The organism is Pelobium manganitolerans (assembly GCF_003609575.1).
Classification (GTDB): Bacteria; Bacteroidota; Bacteroidia; order Sphingobacteriales; family Sphingobacteriaceae; genus Pseudopedobacter; species Pseudopedobacter manganitolerans.
The window spans coordinates 45,311-66,603 of record NZ_MBTA01000029.1 but is presented as its reverse complement, the minus strand read 5'-3'; the positions used below and the strand labels follow the sequence as shown (position 1 = coordinate 66,603).

At 40.3% G+C, this 21,293-nt stretch carries 16 protein-coding genes and 1 pseudogene; 13 read left to right on the top strand and 4 right to left on the bottom strand.

Going from position 1 to position 21,293, the window contains the following annotated elements:
* Positions 1-528: 528 nt before the first annotated feature.
* Complete coding sequence (locus BCY91_RS15865) at positions 529-1,386, bottom strand: N-acetylglucosamine kinase (RefSeq protein ID WP_120183031.1); 858 nt, start codon at positions 1,384-1,386, stop codon at positions 529-531.
* A 127-nt stretch (positions 1,387-1,513) separates the two neighbouring features.
* Between BCY91_RS15865 and nagB the strand changes: the two genes are divergently transcribed.
* From nagB to BCY91_RS15835, 6 genes are all read left to right on the top strand, one after another.
* Positions 1,514-3,433, top strand: coding sequence for a glucosamine-6-phosphate deaminase (gene nagB / locus BCY91_RS15860; protein WP_120183030.1), 1,920 nt, complete (start codon positions 1,514-1,516; stop codon positions 3,431-3,433).
* A gap of 16 nt (positions 3,434-3,449) precedes the next feature.
* Positions 3,450-4,727 carry a sugar MFS transporter gene (locus tag BCY91_RS15855; RefSeq protein WP_120183029.1) on the top strand — a complete coding sequence of 426 codons (1,278 nt, stop codon included), beginning with the start codon at positions 3,450-3,452 and terminating at the stop codon, positions 4,725-4,727.
* Between the two features lie 128 nt (positions 4,728-4,855).
* Complete coding sequence (locus BCY91_RS15850; protein WP_245989200.1) at positions 4,856-5,800, top strand: MFS transporter; 945 nt, start codon at positions 4,856-4,858, stop codon at positions 5,798-5,800.
* Between the two features lie 259 nt (positions 5,801-6,059).
* A complete protein-coding gene (locus BCY91_RS15845) occupies positions 6,060-7,211 on the top strand; it encodes a Gfo/Idh/MocA family protein (RefSeq protein ID WP_120183028.1) in 1,152 nt (383 codons plus the stop codon).
* Positions 7,195-8,250: a sugar phosphate isomerase/epimerase family protein gene (locus BCY91_RS15840; protein ID WP_120183027.1), complete on the top strand. Its 1,056-nt coding sequence runs from the start codon at positions 7,195-7,197 to the stop codon at positions 8,248-8,250. Before BCY91_RS15845 ends, BCY91_RS15840 begins: the two co-directional genes overlap by 17 nt.
* 137 nt (positions 8,251-8,387) lie before the next feature.
* Complete coding sequence (locus tag BCY91_RS15835; protein WP_245989198.1) at positions 8,388-9,137, top strand: glycerophosphodiester phosphodiesterase; 750 nt, start codon at positions 8,388-8,390, stop codon at positions 9,135-9,137.
* A 32-nt stretch (positions 9,138-9,169) separates the two neighbouring features.
* Here the strand turns inward: BCY91_RS15835 and BCY91_RS15830 are convergent, their stop codons facing one another.
* On the bottom strand, positions 9,170-10,090 hold the full coding sequence (locus tag BCY91_RS15830; protein ID WP_120183025.1) for a phosphodiester glycosidase family protein: 921 nt from the start codon (positions 10,088-10,090) through the stop codon (positions 9,170-9,172).
* A 144-nt stretch (positions 10,091-10,234) separates the two neighbouring features.
* Between BCY91_RS15830 and BCY91_RS15825 the strand changes: the two genes are divergently transcribed.
* The 3 genes and pseudogenes from BCY91_RS15825 to BCY91_RS18105 form a co-directional block, all read left to right on the top strand.
* Positions 10,235-11,977, top strand: coding sequence for a T9SS type A sorting domain-containing protein (locus tag BCY91_RS15825; RefSeq protein WP_120183024.1), 1,743 nt, complete (start codon positions 10,235-10,237; stop codon positions 11,975-11,977).
* A gap of 84 nt (positions 11,978-12,061) precedes the next feature.
* The gene (locus BCY91_RS15820; RefSeq protein ID WP_245989196.1) at positions 12,062-12,961 is read left to right on the top strand and encodes a DUF4886 domain-containing protein; all 900 of its coding nucleotides are present in this window, start codon (positions 12,062-12,064) and stop codon (positions 12,959-12,961) included.
* A 285-nt stretch (positions 12,962-13,246) separates the two neighbouring features.
* Positions 13,247-13,291 (top strand): annotated as a pseudogene (locus BCY91_RS18105) (hypothetical protein); the annotation flags it as partial.
* Between the two features lie 29 nt (positions 13,292-13,320).
* Here the strand turns inward: BCY91_RS18105 and BCY91_RS17985 are convergent.
* Both BCY91_RS17985 and BCY91_RS15810 read right to left on the bottom strand, forming a co-directional pair.
* The gene (locus BCY91_RS17985) at positions 13,321-13,443 is read right to left on the bottom strand and encodes a hypothetical protein (protein WP_262696867.1); all 123 of its coding nucleotides are present in this window, start codon (positions 13,441-13,443) and stop codon (positions 13,321-13,323) included.
* A gap of 533 nt (positions 13,444-13,976) precedes the next feature.
* Positions 13,977-15,518 (bottom strand): phosphodiester glycosidase family protein, encoded by a 1,542-nt coding sequence (locus BCY91_RS15810; RefSeq protein ID WP_120183022.1) that lies wholly within the window; start codon positions 15,516-15,518, stop codon positions 13,977-13,979.
* A 100-nt stretch (positions 15,519-15,618) separates the two neighbouring features.
* On the opposite strand from BCY91_RS15810, the gene BCY91_RS15805 reads away from it, so the two are divergent.
* From BCY91_RS15805 to BCY91_RS15790, 4 genes are all read left to right on the top strand, one after another.
* Positions 15,619-16,329, top strand: coding sequence for a T9SS type A sorting domain-containing protein (locus BCY91_RS15805; protein ID WP_182995416.1), 711 nt, complete (start codon positions 15,619-15,621; stop codon positions 16,327-16,329).
* A 178-nt stretch (positions 16,330-16,507) separates the two neighbouring features.
* Entirely contained in the window at positions 16,508-18,631 is a 2,124-nt protein-coding gene (locus BCY91_RS15800; RefSeq protein ID WP_120183020.1) for a hypothetical protein, read from the top strand.
* Between the two features lie 167 nt (positions 18,632-18,798).
* Positions 18,799-19,998 (top strand): AGE family epimerase/isomerase, encoded by a 1,200-nt coding sequence (locus BCY91_RS15795; protein WP_120183019.1) that lies wholly within the window; start codon positions 18,799-18,801, stop codon positions 19,996-19,998.
* Position 19,999: 1 nt separating this feature from the next.
* Positions 20,000-21,247, top strand: coding sequence for a sugar MFS transporter (locus BCY91_RS15790; RefSeq protein WP_120183018.1), 1,248 nt, complete (start codon positions 20,000-20,002; stop codon positions 21,245-21,247).
* Positions 21,248-21,293: the final 46 nt, after the last annotated feature.

Sequence of the window (21,293 nt, the reverse complement as noted above, 5' to 3'; positions counted from 1 at the left end):
AAAAGAAGCATGTTTAAAAGTAATAGAGGCTAGTGAATACCGGAACCCATTTGTATTTCTTTAAATACTTAATATCTATTAACGGGCTTGCTGTTTTGAAGAAGTTTTATTGAACCAGCGATACGCTATTTAGATGAGGTGTTCAAAACATGAAGAACCCATTTTCAGAGATGGGATGTTTAGAATACATCGTGTAAATCCTAATTTTAGTCATAACCTATTGAGGTTCAAAAGAAAAGGGTTGTTTTATGTAGAACAACCCTTTGAGGAAATTTACTCAATTCCATCTTGCGGAGAGAGTGGGATTCGAACGCTACATTTAACAGCTTGTGTTTCAAATCAGTGCGATTTAAAAAAAATCGGACTCTCGTGTTACTCTACATTATCTTGATTTTAATTGACTGCGTTTATATTATCCAAAGATAAAAATTGCAAAGGTAATAACAAATCCTAAAGATAAAGTGGTAATAATCGCCATTTCAAATTCTGAGCTAACTGTGCTCATATGAAAAACTTGACGCTTGTTCTTCAAACTCGCTCAAAACTGATAGTTTTACGGTGATAATTGATTAGTCCATCTAAAGGGTTGCGTACGATGTTACCAATTTTCATCCCATATTGTGCAGCAACCTCTTTTAATTGGGGCAAAAAGCTGTGTGCTATAGATCCAACACAATTGAATTCATAATCCCTATAGTTTGCATAATTACTAACTATTCCTTCAAAAAAATCTGCAAAAGCCGATCTAACTAAATTTGATATAAATGGATGCGAAATGTTGTCCCCTACAAATATGCAAAAATTTGCACAATAGGTGTTTGGGAGTTCGCAATTATAAACTCTATCCACAACATTTTCGGGTGCTAGTCTGTAAGTTTCATAAAACTTCTCTTTTAGATCGTCGGGTAAAAAGCCACGAGCATACCCAACTAACAATTGTTTCCCTATATATGCACCGCTACCTTCATCGCCCAACATGAATCCTAAAGAGTCTACAACGTGTTCAATATCCTTCCCATCGTACATGCAACTATTAGTTCCTGTTCCTAAAATGCCTACAAAGCCTGCTTTGTTCCCCAATACAGATTTAGCTGCTGCCAATAAATCGATTTTTACTGAGATTGTGGCATTAGGAAAAACACTAGTGAGCGCTTTTTCCACGATAAAGGCTTTTTCTTGAGAGCACCCTGCCCCATAAAAATGTACAACTCGAATCCGTTCGGTGAACACTTCTAAAGGTAAAGATTGCATTATAGATGCTATGATGGTGCCCGCATCCATATAATAAGGATTATAGCCTTGAGTGCTAAAGTGAAAATCCTTTCCTGGCGGATTTAGCAAACACCAACTGGTTTTAGTTGAGCCACTATCGGCTATTAAGATCATAAAGTTAGATTTTTAATTGGATGAATCTGATTAAATATACCTCACAAAGTTATTAAAAAAAATTATTAATTGAGCTGTGTTTTTAAAATAAAAAGTATAAGTTTGAAGTTTAACATAAACCTTATTCATGTCTCGTTTAAATCTATTAGAAGAAACACGTTTTGAGAGACTTTCAGTTAAAGTGTATGACAACCAGCAGCTGGCCTCAAAAAAAATCGCGCAAAGAATCGCAGCTTTAATCAAAAAAAATGATGAATCTGGCAAAAAAACAGTACTAGGATTGGCAACCGGTGCTAGTCCCATAAAAGTTTACGCCGAGTTGATAAGGATGCATAAAGAAGAAGCTTTGAGCTTTAAAAATGTAGTCACATTTAATCTGGATGAATATTTTCCGATGAAGCCAGACGCAGAGCAAAGCTATGTAACGTTTATGAACCGGCAGCTATTTGACCACATCGACATCGTGCGTGAGAATGTACATATTCCAGATGGTACCTTAGAAGAAAAGTCTGTTGCAGAATATTGCCTCAACTACGAGAAAAAAATCACTTTTTATGGCGGGCTTGATTTTCAGCTCCTTGGGATTGGCCGAACCGGTCATATCGGCTTTAACGAACCTGGTTCGGCTCCAAATTCTGGTACTCGTTTGGTTACCTTAGACGACCTTACCCGTAGAGATGCGTCAAGAGATTTTGGTGGAAAAGAAAATGTGCCCACCAAAGCAATAACGATGGGGGTAGGTACAATTTTTAAAGCTCGCGAGATTATATTGATGGCTTGGGGCAAGAAAAAAGCCAGTATAATTAAGAAGGCTGTTGAGGGCGAGATATCCTCAGATGTGCCGGCAACCTATCTGCAACTTTCTCCTAACGTAGAGTTTGTGTTAGATAAAGAAGCGGCTTCTGACTTAACAAGATTTGATACACCGTGGCTGGTAAGAGATTGCATGTGGGATAGCAATACCATAAAGAAAGCAGTAATTTGGCTGGCAGACATCACACAAAAGCCGGTATTAAAACTTACCGAAGACGATTATAACAACAACGGAATGGCACAGCTGGCAACGGAAATGGGGCCGGTGTACAATCTAAACATAGACATTTTTAATCAGCTACAACATACCATTACAGGTTGGCCGGGTGGCAAACCAAACGCGGACGATAGTCAGCGCCCAGAGCGTGCAAAACCAGCGCGCAAAACCGCTATCATCTTTTCTCCCCATCCGGATGATGATGTGATATCTATGGGCGGTACATTTATTAGACTTGCGGACCAGGGCCATAATGTACATGTAGCTTACCAAACTTCTGGAAATACGGCGGTATGGGACGAAGATGCCCTGCGCTTTGTTGAGTTTAACATAGATTTTGCGAAAGCACGTCAGGAAAGCTGCACTGATTTAGAAGCCACCTATCAGCGTATGAAGGATTTTTTGGCGTCAAAAACCCCAAACCAGCCAGATATTCCCGAACTTTTGATGGTTAAAGGGCTTATCAGAAAAGGCGAAGCTATTGCCGGAGCCCGGTTTGCCGGTTTGCCCGATGAAAATATCCATTTTATGGATTTACCTTTTTACGACCGTGGCAAAACCGCTAAAGATCTAGTTTTTGAAGACGACATAAAGCAAACCATGGATTTATTGCAAAAAGTAAAGCCACATCAGGTTTTTGCAGCCGGTGATTTTGCCGACCCACATGGCACCCACAAAGTTTGTTTCAATATTATTTTAGAAGCGCTAAAGCGTTTAAAGCAAACAGAAGAATGGGTGAAAGATTGCTGGTTGTGGCTTTACAGAGGTGCATGGCACGAGTTTGAGATTCATGAAATTCAGATGGCCGTACCGCTATCGCCACAGGAGGTGCTTAAAAAAAGACAGGCGATTTTCAAGCACCAATCACAGAAAGATATGCCGGTTTTTCCGGGAGAGGATGCACGCGAATTTTGGGTACGTGCCGAAGAGCGCACCAGTGAAACAGCTAAAGCGTATGACCGGTTAGGTTTGGCCGAGTATGAAGCTATGGAAGCATTCGTGAAGTGGGAATTTTAAATATTAAAACATTTTTATGAACAGTTCTACATCATCTGCTGCTAAAGGACTTGGGCCGGTAGCCATTATTGGAATACTTTTTTTCGTGTTTGGCTTTGTTACATGGCTAAACGGTACGCTTATACCTTTTTTACAGCTCGCCTGTGAACTAAGCACCGCACAAGCATTGTTAGTCACTTTTGCTTTCTACATGGCCTATTTTTTTCTGGCTATTCCGTCTTCTTACATTTTGAAAATGACCGGTTTTAAGAAAGGAATGGCAGTCGGTCTAATGGTTATGGCGGTTGGTGCGCTCGTTTTTGTGCCAGCCGCATACATGCGCAGCTTCCCCTTGTTTTTAAGCGGCCTTTTTGTGCAAGGAATGGGACTTGCGTTGCTACAGACCGCATCTAATCCTTATATTACCATCGTGGGCCCAATAGAAAGTGCTGCGAAAAGAATCAGCATAATGGGAATCTGCAATAAAGCGGCAGGAGCACTTAGTCCCATCGTTTTAGGTGCTTTGGTATTGAATGGCGCTCAAGAAATTGAAGATAAAGCCAAAACAATTACAGATCCTTTGCGACATAGTTTATTATTGTCTGAGCTGGCTCAGCGTGTGATACTGCCCTATGTCGTTATTGCAGCGGTGTTGCTTATTCTGGCGTTGCTCATCATCTTCTCTACACTGCCCGAAATAGACACGGATAGTGATGAGATTGGCGACGATGGCGTAACCGTAGCGCCGAAAAAGAATGTTTTTAGCTACAGAAATCTTAATTTAGGAATCCTCTGCTTATTTTTATACGTAGGTGTTGAGGTTATGGCCGGCGACGTAATTGGACCTTATGGGCAGTCGTTGGGCTTAAGCTTAAATCAGACTAAAATTTTCACCTCCTACACCCTTATTGCTATGGTAGTAGGCTATATTATAGGTATTGTTTGTATCCCAAAATATATCAGTCAGCAGCGAGCATTAATGGTTTCTGCAGTTACAGGCGTTGTTTTTACTTTAGGAGCTTATCTAAGCGTAGGTTTTACCAGCATTTTTTTTATTGCCTTGTTGGGTTTGTCTAACTCATTGATGTGGCCAGCCATATTTCCGCTGGCCATTAAAGGACTTGGACGTTTTACCAAAATTGGTTCTGCACTCTTGGTTATGGGAATTTCCGGAGGGGCCATTATTCCCCAAATTTATGCCGCCTTTGAGCGTTCCGCGGGGCCACACTCAGCCTTTCTGTGGTGTATGCTTCCGTGTTATTTATATATTCTTTATTACGGTGCGCAAGGGCACATAACAAAAATTACAAAATAAGAATTCCAAGCGCTTTTTACTCAGTAAAATTGTAATTTATGACAATAGCATATCGGAAACAGCTTTTTGTAACCAGTTGTTTCGCCTTATTGGTGACCTCCTTATCCTTTGGAATACGGGCAGGCATCTTGAATCATTTAGGTGCAGATTTTTTATTAAACACGTCTCAGCTTGGGTTGATTACCGCAACAGCTTTTTGGGGCTTCCCATTGGCAGTAATTTTTGCGGGCATGTTGGTAGATGTGATAGGGATTAAGCGCCTACTCATCTTAGCCTTCGTTTTTCATCTTGTAGGTGTTTTGGCAACTATTTTTGCCCAAGGTTACCTCACCTTATTCTTTTCAACGCTACTTATCGGCATTGCCAACGGAACAGTTGAGGCTGCTTGTAATCCACTTGTAGCAACCATTTATCCTGACAAGAAAACAACGAAACTCAACCATTTCCATCTTTGGTTCCCCGGCGGAATCTTTTTGGGTACTGTGCTAGTTTTTGTAGCAAACCATTTTAATATACATTGGCAGTTTCAGATAGCAGTCATGTTAATCCCTACGTTAGTTTACGGAATATTGGTGTTAAAATATCGTTTTCCGGTAACCGAACGTGTCTCTGCAGGAATTTCAACAGCAACCATGTACAAATCTGTTACATCTCCTCTATTTATCTTTATGTTTATATGCATGTTTGGGACATCTATCACAGAGCTTTTTACAAGCCAGTGGATAGATGTATTATTGGCAAATGTTACGGACAACGCAATTCTGATATTAACTTTAACTACCGGAGTAATGGTGGTTGGACGTGCACTTGCGGGACCAATATTAAATAAATTCTCTGCAGAAGGAGTGTTGATTGCTTCAGCGGCGCTTTCTGCAACCGGGTTATATTTATTAAGTGTTTTAAAAGGTGAACCCATTTTTTTTGCGGCACTGGTTTTCGGTTTGGGCGTATGTTATTTTTGGCCAACTATGATTGGGTTTGTAGCAGAGCGCATACCCAAATCGGGCGCACTTGGTTTAAACTTAATGGGGGGGCGGGTATGTTTGCAGTATCTATTTATACCATATTTATAGGCGGGTTTTATAATGAGCTTATTATGAGCAAACTTCCGCCCCAAGCAGATTTACAAAGTTATTTGGAAGCGCCTAACGGTTCTGATATGGCAAATGTTTTGGCCAGCGCAAAAAATTTAGCCGGCCCCGAGGTGTTAAGGTCCACGCTTATTATTCCGATAGTGTTGTTCGTAGCTTTTTTGGGGCTGTATATTTTTATACGGAGGTCCAATCTCTTACAACTAAGAATAGTACTTTGCAGGTTTAATTGCTTTTTGCGATGAAGAAAATTAAAATAGGAATGGTAGGAGGTGGACAAGGTGCATTTATAGGTGCAGTTCACCGAAATGCTTTGCTAATGGACGGTCTTTATGATTTTTGTTGCGGTGCGTTCAGTAGTGATGCCACTAAATCAAAAGAAAGCGGAAAAAGTTTTGGATTAAATGAATCTAGAATTTATAGCAATTATCAGGAGTTGTTTGAAAAGGAAAGTTTGCTACCCGCTCAAGAACGCATGGAGGCAGTTGCACTTGTGACACCCAATCATTTGCATTATCATCCCGCGAAATTAGCTTTAGAGTATGGATTCCACGTGGTTTTAGATAAACCTATTACCTTATCGTTAAAGGAAGCTAAACAGTTGCAAAAAGTGTATGAACGTAGCGGAAAAAAGTTAATGCTTACGCATACATATACCGGTTATCCAATGGTAAAGGAAGCTAAGCAACAGGTAAAAAAGGGAGCCATTGGTACCGTCAGAAAAATTTATGTCGAGTATCCGCAAGGTTGGCTTAGCACCCAATTAGAGAAAAAAGGAAGTAAGCAGGCGCAGTGGCGCACTAATCCGGAAACCAGTGGCCTAGCCGGGGCAATGGGCGATATTGGAACACACGCCTTTAATTTGGCAGAATATATTAGCGGTTTGCAGCTAACCCAGGTTTGTGCAGATATTAACAAAGTAGTGGAAGGCAGGGTTTTAGATGATGACGGAGCTGTTTTGTTAAAGTTTAATAATGGAGCAAGTGGGGCGCTTATAGCCACGCAAGTAGCTGCAGGCGAAGAGAATAATTTGAACATAAGAATTTATGGGGATAAAGGTGGCCTAGTATGGGAGCACAATAATCCAAATACATTGCGCATAAAACTGCTTGACAAAGCCGAACAAATTTACCGCACCGGAGGCGCAATGCTTCATCCACAAACAAATTTTAACACACGTACGCCTGCGGGCCACCCAGAAGGTTACATCGAAGCTTTTGCAAATCTGTACAGGAATTTTGCATTCAGTATAAACCAACAGCACGATTTGGTAGAATATCCGGGCATGGAAGAGGGTATCCGTGGTATGGCATTTATAGAAAGTGTAATACAATCAGGAGAATCTAATTTGAAATGGACAGATTTTAAAGTTTACGATGGCAACAACAATTAAAGGCCCGGGAATTTTTATTGCGCAGTTTATAAGCAACGAGCCTCCTTTTAACAGTTTAGATCAAATTTGTAGTTGGGCAGCTGCACTAGGTTATAAAGCATTGCAACTACCTACAAATGACTCGCGATTTTTAGATTTAGAAAAACTTGCAACGAGTAAAGACTATGCTGATGAAATAAAAGGTGTAATTTGTGGATATGGCTTAGAGATTTCTGAGCTCTCAACCCATTTACAAGGCCAATTGGTGGCGGTTAACCCTGTTTATGATGACTTTTTTAAAAATTTTGCACCAGAAAAATATTCGCACAGCAAAGATGCCCGCACTCAATGGGCCAAAGAACAACTATTGTTAGCTGCTAAAGCTTCTGCAAATTTAGGTTTAAAAAACGTTGCTACATTTAGCGGATCGCTACTATGGCATACAGTCTACCCTTGGCCACAACGCCCGGCAGGTCTGGTAGAAGAAGGGTTTAAAGAATTGGCGGACCGTTGGGAGCCTATATTAAATGTTTACGAAGATTTTGGGGTAAATTTATGCTACGAGCTTCATCCAGGGGAAGATTTATACGATGGCGCAACTTACGATCTGTTCCTCGACAACCTAAACCATCATCCTCGTGCCTGCTTGTTATACGATCCCTCACATTTTTTATTGCAGTGCCTAAATTATCTGGACTTTATCGATATCTACCATGAACGCATTAAAATGTTCCATGTTAAAGATGCAGAATTTAGGCCAACCGGCAAGCAAGGCGTTTATGGAGGCTATCAGTCTTGGGTCAGTAGGGCAGGCCGGTTTCGATCCTTAGGTGATGGCCAGATTGATTTTAAGGGCATATTTAGCAAATTGGCGCAATATGATTTTAAAGGATGGGCAGTATTGGAGTGGGAATGCGCACTTAAAAACGCTTGGGATGGTGCAAGAGAGGGAGCCCATTTTATCAATAGCCACATCATCCGTGTAACGGATAAAGCTTTCGATGATTTTGCGAGTACCAAAACTAACGTTGGCCTGAACGAGAAGATTCTCGGTATTTAAGCGTTATTTTAGACAAAATCAAATCGCTAAAAATTCTATTTTAAATATCTTGTACAATTTTGGCAACATCCGTTAAAATATCTAGCTTATATATATTCTTGTTAACCCTTTTTTCTGGGTGCTTTATAAAATCAGATTTGAGTTCTAAAAATATGCAGGCTACTAATCCGGTGATTGCGCACCGCGGGGCGTGGAAAGGCAAGGCGCTTCCGCAAAATTCCATAGCTTCCTTACAAGAAGCCATCCGTTTAAACTGCGCAGGTTCAGAGTTTGACATACATCTTACAGCAGATGATGTGCTGGTTGTAAACCATGATGACAAATTTTACGGAATGGAGATCGAAAAATCAAGCTATGCACAGTTGCTAACTAAAAAACATAACAACGGAGAGTCTATCCCAACTGTGGAAGAATATTTTAAAGCAGGTTTAAACCAAAAACAGACTAAATTAATTTGCGAAATTAAACCGTCTGTTATCAGCAAAGAAAGAACCCTTAGAGCAACAAGGATGGTAGTTGATTTGGCCAAGAAGATGGGTGGGCCGGATAGGATTGAATTTATATCTTTCGACTACGATGCCTTAAAGTACATCCAGAAAGTTGCACCAAAATTTAAAACAGCTTACTTAAACGGCAATACCATGCCCCAGCAAATAAAATCGGACGGGTTGACCGGATTAGATTTTCATATGTCCTTTTACAAAAAGTTTACAACCTGGATTGCTGATGCGCATAAGATGGGTTTAACAGTAAACGTTTGGACAGTGAATAAAGAGGAAGATATGTCGTTTTTTTTAAACCGAGGTGCAGATTATATTACCACAGATTATCCCGAGCTTTTACTTAAAGTCTGGAGCCGGCACGCCCGAGTTCAGAGGCCTCATTAAATGCCCTTGTCAAAGAGCAACCGTATCAATCTTTATTTTTCTTGAACAATAAATAACGCATTAGCTACAGCGCGCTCGCTACCATCCGAAACTTTATTTTTAATTCGGTACTTATCCGTATTTTTGTCTTTGCTAACTAAAACGCTAGATCCGCCCCCATCTAAATTTACCGCATCTTTTACACCAACTGCTCTCAATATATTAGCGCATTCTTCAAGCGTCAGCCCCACAGAGTGGTCGTTTTGTCGACCATCGGCCACCATAATTACCGCTTTTTTAAAATCTCTAAGGCCTATAGTTGTCCGGGGAGCAACACTCACATCTGTTTGTGTAATCACGTTTCCTTTAGTAAGCAAATGATGCCGACCGCCAATCACTTCTAGCAACCGGTCTTTGTAGGTGATATAGTCGTCATAACCTCCAATCATATAATTGCCGTTATCTAAAAGGCCGAAATATTTATAGCCACTGCTTATGCTTGTGCGCAACTGAACCCCGTTTTTATGTACCGGTCCCAAAGGAATACCTGTAGAGAAGTCGAAATAGTCGCCATTTATTCCAGCAAGAACGGTGTTGCTTGCTTCATCGGCGTTTCTTGCGGTTATCATAGACGATACGCGCTGTGTGCTTCCCAAGCTGTTTACATTGTTGGGCGTGCCAACTGCTATAGATAGTTTCGGGTTATTTAAATCTACCGTTAACAAATATAATGCAATTGGTTTGTCAGCCTTGTTAAGATAGTCAATGTAATGTTCTTTAAATCCCGAAAAGTTTTCTACTGAACTATCTTTTAATATTTTTTTAACAGCTCCGGTATTTTTGGCAATTAAAACAGAAAGAGAATCGCTCTGTGATGGAAGCGTGGTAATCGGAATAGAACTGTCATTTCTTTTCGAGCAAGCTATAAATGTAAGTACCAACACTAAATGTGTAAAAAAAATTATTGACCTCATTGGAAAATTATAATTATTGGAGTACCGTAAACGTATAAAAATTTTTAATAAGTTTTAAGTTACTAAAAAAAATTAATATCTTTAGCTATGTTTCTTGGAAAAAGAAGAAACGACTAACCAATTTTTTTATTTAAATCTTATTTTATGAAAAGATCTCTCCTCTCTGTAGCACTGTTCGCGCTAAGTAGCGTATTTGTTTATGCGCAACCTGCCCCATCCGTGGGCGAAGTTCCGTTTACGCCTGGAAATTTGGCTATTTACCGTTTTACAAAAAGTGCTGTAAACAATGGCATTGCGCCAGGTTTTATTGATGAAATTACACCTGAAGGGGTTTTGGTTCGTTCTATCCCTTTGCCAACAGCGACCGATGGAGCAAACCGAAGAATGATGGCCGGCTTGTTTGGCCAAGCGCGTGAAGGTTTAATGGATTTATCGGCTGACGGACGTTTTTTAACCGTTTTCGGACTTGATGGGCCTGCAGATGGTCTCGATTATGCAAACTATCCAAAAGTGATAGGTACCGTCTCTGGAAACGGAAAGGTAAACACCACAACGGCAATTAAGACCGACGATGTAGGAAACGTTGGGCGCCAAGTTACTTCTGCAGATGGCAGCGGATTTTACACTGTTGGCACCCAAGGCGGGGTAAGATACGTGCCTCTAGGCTTTAATAGCGGTGTGAGCGCGATCGCAGATTTTGAATCATCACCAGGTTTGGGTGGAAACGGAGCCAACTTTGCCCTCAAAATTTTCAATAGTAAATTGTACATCTCTGCTGGTACCGGTAGCTCTTCAAGTTTAGCTGGTGTAATAGGTAAAAAATCTGATAATTTGCCTACGCCAACTACTGACGCTTCTACGGGCTATACTGATTTTCAGCTGCCAGATTTGGTACAACCCAATGACTTTGTTCTATTTGACACTAACAGCGACGGTACGCCAGATTTAATATACGTGCTAGACGTAGCTACTGGTGCTAACACCATTATTAGAAAGTATTCATACGGAGAAATAGTTCCTGGTGTAGGCAACTGGAGCGCATTAGGTAATTACACCCATGCAAAACTTAAAGACGCTAAAGCCATTACGGGCAGGATATCAGGCACGGATGCACAGCTGTTTATAACAACAGCTCCATCAGGTGGCGCGCCAACTGTTGCACGCTTGAATGATCCTGTATCGGCTAACATGAGCGGTACCACGTATACCTCAGCCCAGCCGGCGACTGACTTTAATGCATCAAAACAGATAACAACTATTCTATATGCAAGTACAAGTTACACCCCTGTTTCTGCTTCTGTAAACTTTAGAGGCATCGCTTTTGCGCCAAAGCCTTTCACAGTTACACCTGTTAAAATGACTTCTTTTAGTGGTAAAGCTAACAACAACTCGGTAGAACTTAGCTGGGTTACCGCTTCGGAAAACAACAACTCGCATTTTGATATTCTGCGTTCTGTTAATGGCAAAGAGTTTTCCAAGTTGGGGACAGTTTCGGGCAACGGAAACTCGGCTCAGGTGCGCAACTACAATTACGTGGATAAATTCCCTGCCGACGGTGTAAATTACTACCAGTTAAATCAGGTAGATTTTGATGGTAGCTCAGAAAAATCTGCGCCAATTGCCGTAAACTTTGGTTTAAATGGCAAAAGCATTAACGCTTATTTTGTTTCTGATAGTGAGATACAGCTGGGGGTATTTTCTGAGGTAAACACCCTTGGCCAAGTAAAACTTGTTGGTTTAAACGGCCAAATTGTTTGGAGCGACGAAGTAACGCTGCACGATAGCAACAATAGCATTACGCTACGCCCAGGAAATATAGCGCCTGGTATGTATGTGCTTACGTTAACAGCAGATAATGAGGTTAAAACAGTTAAAATAGTGAAATAGGTTTTTGCAATAATGTGTGGATCCTCCGGCAAACGCCGGAGGATTTTTTGTTTAGTTGTATCTCTTTATTTATAATCTCATTTTATGATGATTAAGCAATTGTATCAATCCTTAACTAGGACTATTGTCCTTTCTTTGCTCTTGTTTTCTGCTGTTGCCGTTACGGGCAAAACGTTGGGAGTTAAGCATTCATTACAACATCAAGCTGATAGTGTAGTGCGTATTTTGGCAATTGGCAACAGTTTCTCTGAAGATGCCATAGAGCATTTTTTGTCCGGTTTGGCTATAGCGGGGGGGCATAAAATAATCGTCGGAAATTTGTTTATTGGCGCCGCAGACCTTGATTTGCACTGTAAAAATGCGTTGGATGATAAGCCTGCATATAATTATCGGAAAATAGATGTGCTGGGGAATAAAAAGAAAAGAGCAAAAACTTCCATCTCGTATGCATTGGCCGATGAAAAGTGGGATTACATCAGCTTACAACAGGTCAGCAACAAATCCGGACTGGCAAAAACATATGAAGAGCCTCTTCCCCAGGTGTTGCGATATTTGAAGAGCTATGTTTCTAATCCGCATACGCAATACATTCTGCACCAAACTTGGGCATATAAACAATCTGCAACAATTCCGGTGTTTGCTGTTTACGATTTTAGTCAGATTAAAATGTATAAATCTATTACAAAGACATCTAAAAAAATTTACTATAAATATCATTTTGATCTGCTTATACCTTCGGGCACGGCGATACAAAATGCCAGAAATTGGTTTTCTGACGATGAAATAAACAGGGATGATATTCACTTGAGTTATTTAGTGGGGCGATATATAGCTTCGTGTACATGGTATCAAAAGATATTTAAGGAGCCTGCGTTGGGCAACGGTTTTTATCCGCAGGGGCTAACCTTAAAAGAAACAGAGCTAGCTCAGAAAGCCGCAGATAGCGCATGTAAGAAACCTTTCAGAATTAGCTCGGTTAAATAATTCCTGCCCTAACAGAAACAAAATCTCTATAGTTGTCCTGCTCGAGATAGCCTTACTGATATTAAAAAATATTTAAATTGAGGTCTTATAAACCGATTTCTTAAAATATCTTTTAATGTGTTAACTACAGATGGCAGGGCATGTTGAACATTCTGATGCTGAGCTTTTTCTTTTATTGAAAGAAGGCGACCAGGCCGCTTATGCTGAAATCTATACCAGGATAAAGGGCCTTTATATATTTTTGCATATAAAAGGCTAAAAAATAGGGAAGAATGTAGAGACGTAGTGCACGAATTATTTGCAAAACTATGGGCCGACAGGGAATCCTTAGTACCAAATTATATTCTAGCTGCATATCTTTATTCGGCTCTTCGCAACCGGATTCTCAACTCGCCTTTTTCCCAGTTGGTTGTAAAAGACTGTGCGTTTGCGTTTAGATACGTAAACGCCAAGAATAAAATTAGTAAAGATTTCAGCTTCATAATTAAGTTTTTAGTAATACAATAATTGATTTAAAATTGGCAAAGTGATTTTCCAGCACAGTTTTGCGTATGTCAGCGTTTTGGAAAGCCGGATAAATCATTTAATCACTACAACAACTAGGGAGCTTTAAAGGGTGACTGCAATTGAAAAAAAATCTCCTGAAGGCCAGGCATTTCTAATGGTCATCTTTTAAGATTTATTTAAAATATGGCTGGTTATTGGGGATTAATATATAATTTACTGCATTGCAATAAAAGGTTTTTTCTTTTGCAATCCTCAAAAATCATTATCATTAAGTGTTCAGGAACCAACGCTTTCAATCGACGGAGCACACTAAGCCAATATTCGCTATAATATGTATCTCTTAGTTTAGCCTCTATTTGGTCCAGCGTTGGAGTGGATTTAATACGTATTAAGCCAAAATAATTATAGACCGACAAGTGGGCGTCAACTCTAACTAAACAAAAAAGCAAGAAAGATTAATCTTCCTGCTTTTTCGTTATAAATCTATTTCTTTACCTACGCGGAAATGCTAGTCTGTTTTCCGCATCAAAAATAAAGCGTTGGAGACCTTTCGCGGACTTCCATCAGACGGAGCGTTCTTTATAACAGAATTTCCATTGCTTTCCCTAATCACAAAGGTGCTAGAACCGCCCCCGTCAAGATTAACGGCATCTTTTGCGCCCAACGCCTTCATTGCCTCTGCCAATTGTGGCAAACTGTAACCTACAGAATGTGCCTGACGTCCGTCGGCTACCATCATGATAGCTCTTTTTTCGTTAATAAGGCCAATAGCGGTACGCGGAGCTATTGCACCGTCCGTAGAATTGATTATGGTGCCGTTTAATATCAAAGGATATCTGCCTCCAATTAGCTCTTGAAATTTATGCTTCAGTTTAATGTATTCCGGCTGTTCGCCAATTTTATAGGTTTTATTATCCAGTTGCCCAAAAAACTTATAGCCCGCGCTCATGTAATCTCTTACGATGGTTCCATCTTTAATAATAGATGCATTTGCAATGCCAGTAGAAAAATCAAAATAATCGCCGTTTATACCTGCTATTACGTGTTTTTCAAAAACATTTGCATTTTTTGCCGACACCATATCCAATACGGTTTGTGTGCCGTTAGCTACAAACTTGTCATTTTGTGTTCCCACTTCTATACTTAATTTAGGGTCGGTTAAGTCTATATCCAAAATGTAAAGCGTCATATTTGCGTCTGACGCAGTTTTATAAGTGATATAAACCTCTTTCACTCCTGGGTAATTGTATCTTATATTTTCATTAATTATAGTTTTAACCAATGTGGAATTATTTTTAAGCTTTTGCGCCAAAGACTCGTTGTTGTTAGCTGGCGGGGTATAGATTGGTGGCTTAGGATTGGCGCTGGTGCCGGCAATTGTAGCATAGTCAGTTATGTTTTTGTTTGCCAATTTTGCATAAGCATAGCCGCCCGCAACTGGGCCCGAAGTGTGGTGCAATTTTGGGGATGCAATGCCGGCAAAGTGAGCAGAAGATGACAGGTCTCCGTAAGCAAAAGCATGAACAGCATTGGCAGAGCCCATTCCCTCACCAAATCCGTCATCCCAACGTAGAAGCACTAGTTCCGTGCCACCCAGGATTAAATCTTTGTGCGAATAAGTAGGCGGGTTTGCAACGTTAGGGCTGGCCAGTGGCCTAAGCAAGGTCTTATTGTGTGCGCTAATATCAATTGTAAAATCAGAAGCATTCGTGTCTTCTTGATATAAGGGGTCTGGTGACGGGTTCTGCCCGTTTGCGTCGCCTTTTCTGATAACAATTGTAGTTCCAGATCTAAGATTTTTCCAAAGTGCTTTATCTTTAAACCTTAATTTTGCTCCCCAGTCTCCATCTACTCCGGTACGTGCATTGTTTGCGTAATCTTTTAAAATCCAGTTGCGCATATCAATATGATCTTCTACAACCAGCAGTTCTATCGCGTCATATTGTCCGTCGCTTCCCGCTCCTTTAAACACTCTGTTTATAACTACGCTCTGCGCAAATGCCGAAAAAGAGATAGATGATAGAATAAAGAAGGTAAGTGCGTTGTTCATAAGCGATATTAATTTATATAAAAATTTGTAATAGCACCAAGTTATTAAAAAAATTTATAAATTGGCTTTGTAATTAATGAACCTCTATTTAAAATCCTTTATGAAGCTAATTGTATGTTTTATGGCGGCCGCGTTTTTAGCCGCCCCTTCGGATGACAAGGTTGGGTTAAGTGGTATAATTAGTAATGAATCTGAACGGAACTTTGGTTACGGGCACGCCGGAAGCAATGCGGATTATATTTTGAAGCTAAGAAATGCTACTCTTCCGGTAACCCTGCTTGATTTTTCTTTGAAAACCTTGTCGCAATCCGTAAAGTTATACTGGGCCACTGCGGCAGAAAAAAACACTTCGCATTTTGTTTTATGGCGCTCTGCAGATGGGAAAAGCTTTGAACAAATTGCACAAATCGCCGCCAAAGGCAATACATCTGCTGTAACAAACTATCAATACACAGATAATGTTCCGTTTGGTGGCCGTAATTATTATGCTTTAGAACTGTTGGATGTGGACGGCACAAAAAGCAGGTTGAAGGTAATAACCGCCAATTTCAGTTTAGCGCAAGAAAAATTATATGCTTCTTTCTCTTCAGGAAAAAGTCTTGGAGTGGCCATTGTTGCGTCTTGTGCTCAAGCTAATGCAAGCGTAAGAGTTTATAATGCGAATGGTAGCTTGGTTAGAAAAGCTAATATTCCTATAATTATTGGGCGTAATAATCTGGAATTTGATACTTTTGATTTTTCTCCGGGGGTGTACGTGGTTTGTGTTCGTCTGTCTGATGAGGTGCTCACTCAAAAAATCAGTTTTTATTAATCTAAACAGCTGCGTAATAATCTTTATGCTTTTTTAAGTTACGGGTTAAACAGTTTGCAGGTAAAAGTTCGCGTTAATAAGCACATAGGCTAACTCCATAAAATTATTATTATTTGACAAGTTCATCTTTATTTTCCTCAAGAATCTCATCTTTTCCTTTTAACTATAATCCTAAATAATGATTAAAAAAGCACTTCTCGCATTTTACATATGTTTAATTGTAAATACAGTTTGCGCACAAACAACTACGAGCCAAGTTATTATTTGTTCAGACGGTAAAAACGATATTGTGAATATTTTGCGTTCCAATAACTACAGCTTTCAAAATATAGAACGGCAGATAGATGCCGTAAATGCAGCTAAAATTGGTGGAGCAGTTATCTTTGTTGCTAACCAATACCCTCAAAAGCGTTTTTCTTATACTCCGGGAGTAGCAAAAATTATAAAAGAAAAGCAACTAAAGGTATTTGTAGAATATCCGGATGTGCAAACAGGTTTAGCGGTAAGTAAAGATACTGTGCAAACGCAATTAGAACGTGGCGTTGTGATTACAAATATCATCCCAGGCGTAGATTCGCTTGATTTGTTTGCAGTTCATAATGCCTATTTTGTAAAATCCAAAGCAAAGAACCCTCTAATTATTGTTGCTAAGGTTGCCGGGTTTGATGACGCGCAGTACGGAGTCAGCGACGTTAGACACGATCCACTGTTATTTAAAGAAGGAAATGCGTTGGTAGCAACTACACGCTTATCTAACCTGCTAACGTCCCGATTTGGGCCGGTGGATCATCTTAAGCCAGTTTGGGAATACATATTCAGTTATTTACATCCAAAAACGCAATGGAGTTTTAAGGTTTGGCCTTTGCCGGTTTCGCCTGTATTTGCTAAAAACTATACTGTTACCGCTAAAGACCACCAAGAAGCCATTAAACGTGGCAATGAATGGTTTTATAAAGGGAGATTTTTTGTTCACCCATCTTGGGAAGCGCAGTTTTTGAAAAGGCAGGGGGATGGCCTTAACCCGGCGGGGCCGCCTTTGAGCCAATCTGTTCCTGTTGGAGATGGGTCTTTAGGTGTACTTGAAGGGCATTTGTCCCGTATCCAGATAGACGGCTCACAGATATATAGATATTGGATGCGTGCGGATTGTAATGCTGAAGTAGCTTATTCGCTTACATCTGCAAAAAATGCATCCGAAAGAGATAAAACCGTGGCAAAAAACCTACTCAACTACGTCTTTAAAACTTCTATTTTGAGAGGCGACAATCGGAACAACCCACAATCGCCGGCTTATGGTTTGGTAGGTTGGAGTATGACGCACCCCTACATTTACTACGGAGACGATAATGCGCGAGTGATCTTGGGTGCGCTTGGTGCATCTGCCAGACTTAATGATAGCCAATGGGATAAATATATTGCTGAAGCCATTATTGCCAACTTTAGAACTACAGGCAAAAACGGTTTCCGGGGAGAGCGGTTAGAAGATGTTGATATAGTGAAGAAGGGGCTTAAAGCGCTTCAAAATAGAGATTTAATTTATCCGCACCCTCATTTTGAGTCTTGGATGTGGGCCTGTTATCTGTGGTTATATGACAAGACTGGCTACAAACCATTTCTAGAGCAGGCCAAAAAGGCTATAGCTATAACCATGGGAAAGTACCCGGACTGGAAATGGACAAACGGTATACAGCAGGAACGCGCCAGAATGATATTGCCGTTGGCTTGGCTAGTACGGGTAGAAGATACGCCAAAGCATAGAGAATGGCTAAGTTTAATAGCCGATAAGGTTTTAGAAAACATGGATGAGTCGGGCGCTATTAGAGAAGAGCTCGGATCTTCATCGGAAGGTATGTTTGGTGCAACCAAAACCAACGCCGATTATGGAAAGACAGAGGCTCCTTTAATTGCCGTAAACGGAGATCCCGTTGCAGATATGTTGTACACCACCAATTTCGGTTTTTTTGCGCTTAATGAGGCTGCAAGGGCAACCGGCGAAGATAAATATAAAGTTGCGGTAGATAAAATAGCCGATTTTTTAGTGAAAATTCAGGTGAAAAGTAAAACGCATAAAGATTTAGACGGAGCGTGGTTCCGCGCATTTGATTATAACAGATGGGAGTATTGGGCCTCAAATGCCGATGCAGGTTGGGGCGCCTGGGGCACACTTACCGGCTGGACTCAAAGTTGGATAGTAAGCACTTTAGCTTTGCATCAGGAAAATAGTAGTTTGTGGGATATTAGCAAAACCTCGAATATTAAAAATGAGGCACAGCAGGTTATTGCATTGATGATTGCAGATTAATTGGTGCCTTAAGTATTAATGACTGCATATTTTAAATAAAATTAAAAAGTATTTTAGTTTTTTAAAAAAATTACTAATTTTAGCATTGGAATCTAAACGTATTGCTTAACTCCTTAGCGCGGAGGTTTAGCATCCAATTATTATTTTTATTTAACTAATCATCATCAATGTCAAAAACTCTCGCTGCATATAGGGATATGTATCGCACAAATCTTCTAGACGATGTTGTGCCTTTTTGGGCCGATCATTCAATTGACCGTGAATTTGGAGGTTATTTTACTTGCTTAGACCGCACGGGTAAAGTGTATGATACCGATAAATTTATTTGGCTACAGTGCAGGCAGGTTTGGTGTTTTGCAATGCTTTATAACCAAGTAGAGCAAAAACAAGAATGGTTGGATATTGCACTGAACGGCGCCGATTTTTTAATGAAGAACGGACGCGATGAAGCCGGCAATTGGTATTTTTCTTTAAACCGCGAGGGTAAAGCTTTGGTACAGCCCTACAATATTTTTTCTGACTGTTTTGCAACTATGGCTTTTGGGCAACTGTACAAAGCTACAGGACGTAAAGATTTTGGCGATATAGCCACCCAAACATTCTTCAATATCTTAAAACGGAAAGATAACCCTAAAGGCATTTATAACAAGGGAGTAGATGGCACGCGTCCCATCCAAGGCTTCTCATTACCAATGATACTGTCTAACCTGGTATTAGAGGTAGAGCATCTTTTAGATGAAAAACTAGTTGATGACACCATTAAAGACGCTATAGGTTCTGTAATGGATGTCTTTTATCATCCAGACCTAGGTTTAATTCTAGAAAACGTAGCTCCAAATGGAGCTTTCGTCAACTCTTTTGAAGGCCGTTTAATAAATCCGGGCCACGGTTTAGAAGCGATGTGGTTTATTATGGATTTGGCAGAGAAAACTTCCGATACAGCATTAACAAAAAAAGCAGTAGATATTTCCCTAAATATTCTGGAGTACGGGTGGGACAAAGAACACGGTGGCATATTATATTTTAAAGATGTGAAAGGTGCGCCGCCACAACAGCTAGAGTGGGACCAAAAGTTGTGGTGGGTTCATATAGAAGCAACGGTTTGCATGCTTAAAGGATATCTGTACACTGGCGATGAGAGATGCTGGCAGTGGTTTGAAAAAATACATGAATATACTTGGAGCCACTTCCCTGATCCAGAATATGGCGAGTGGTTTGGCTATTTAAACCGAGAAGGCAAAGTTTTGCTACCTTTAAAAGGAGGCAAGTGGAAAGGGTGCTTTCACGTACCGCGCGGCCTTTATCAATGCTATCAAACACTAGAATTCATCGCGTCAAAAAAAGCGGCCACAACTTTACAAGATTAAAATGGCAAATATCCCATCAACAGCAACACAAGCGCAAGTTTCTTCAGAGCCGATAAAAGTTAATTATACACCGGCTTTAATATCGCTTGCTGTACTTTATTTTATGATGGGCTTTATTACCTGTTTAAATGATACGTTGGTGCCTTTCTTTAAAAAAGGTTTTAACCTAAACTATTCGCAATCATCCTTAGTTCAATTTTACTTCTTTTTAACCTACGGCATTATGTCTATCCCGGCCGGAAAATTAGTAGGACGAATCGGCTACAAAAAAGGAATGGTTACCGGTTTTGGTATAGCGGCAATTGGGGCGGCACTGTTTTATCCGGCTGCGGTGGTACACCAATATTATCTGTTTTTGGCGGCGCTTTTTGTTTTGGCTATAGGTATTGTGCTTTTACAAGTTGCGGCAAATCCATACATTACAGTACTGGGGCCGGCGCGTACTGCTTCTTCTAGGTTAACGCTTATACAGGGCATTGGTTCTGTGGGTACAACAGTAGCGCCAATTTTTGGTGCTTACTTTATATTGGGGCAAATACAAGAATCAGCTTCGTCGGATGCGGTAAAATCTCCCTATTTAGGTATATCGCTGTTGCTGATATTGATTGCTCTTGCGGTGCTGATGCTAAAGCTGCCTGTTGTATCTACTTCATCAGATGAACAGGAGAAACCGGCAGATGAGCCAGGAAGCCAGCAATCGGCACTTAGTTTTAGGAATTTGCGGTTTGGCATTGCCGGTATTTTTTTCTATGTAGGCGCAGAAGTTTCTATTGGTACTTTTTTAACTAATTACATCGCAGATTTACTCAAGATTTCCGAAGAGGCAGCAAACGCATACGTAGCATTTTATTGGGGCGGTATGATTGTTGGGCGGTTTATGGGCTCATTGTTATTGAATTATATCAAGGCGTCAAAAGTTTTGGTGTTCTGTGCGTTATCAGCCATAGCCGTTATTGTACTTTCCCTATTAACAAATGGTTTGGTAGCTTCTTGGGCAATGATTAGTGTGGGTTTGTTTAACTCCATCATGTTCGCGGTAATATTTTCGCTGTCCGTAAACGGTCTCGGGAAACACACCACGCAAGCATCCGGTTTGCTATCTACCGCCATTGCCGGCGGAGCCGTTATTTCTTATTCGCAAGGTTTATTGATTGATCATTTTAGCTGGAAGGTGGCTTTTGCTTTGCCGATCATGTGTTATTTATATATAATGTTTTACGGTCTAAGCGGCTATAAAATAGACAAATAAAAAAAACAGGGGCTTGCTTTAAGGTTTTATTTGGAGTAGGTTCCCT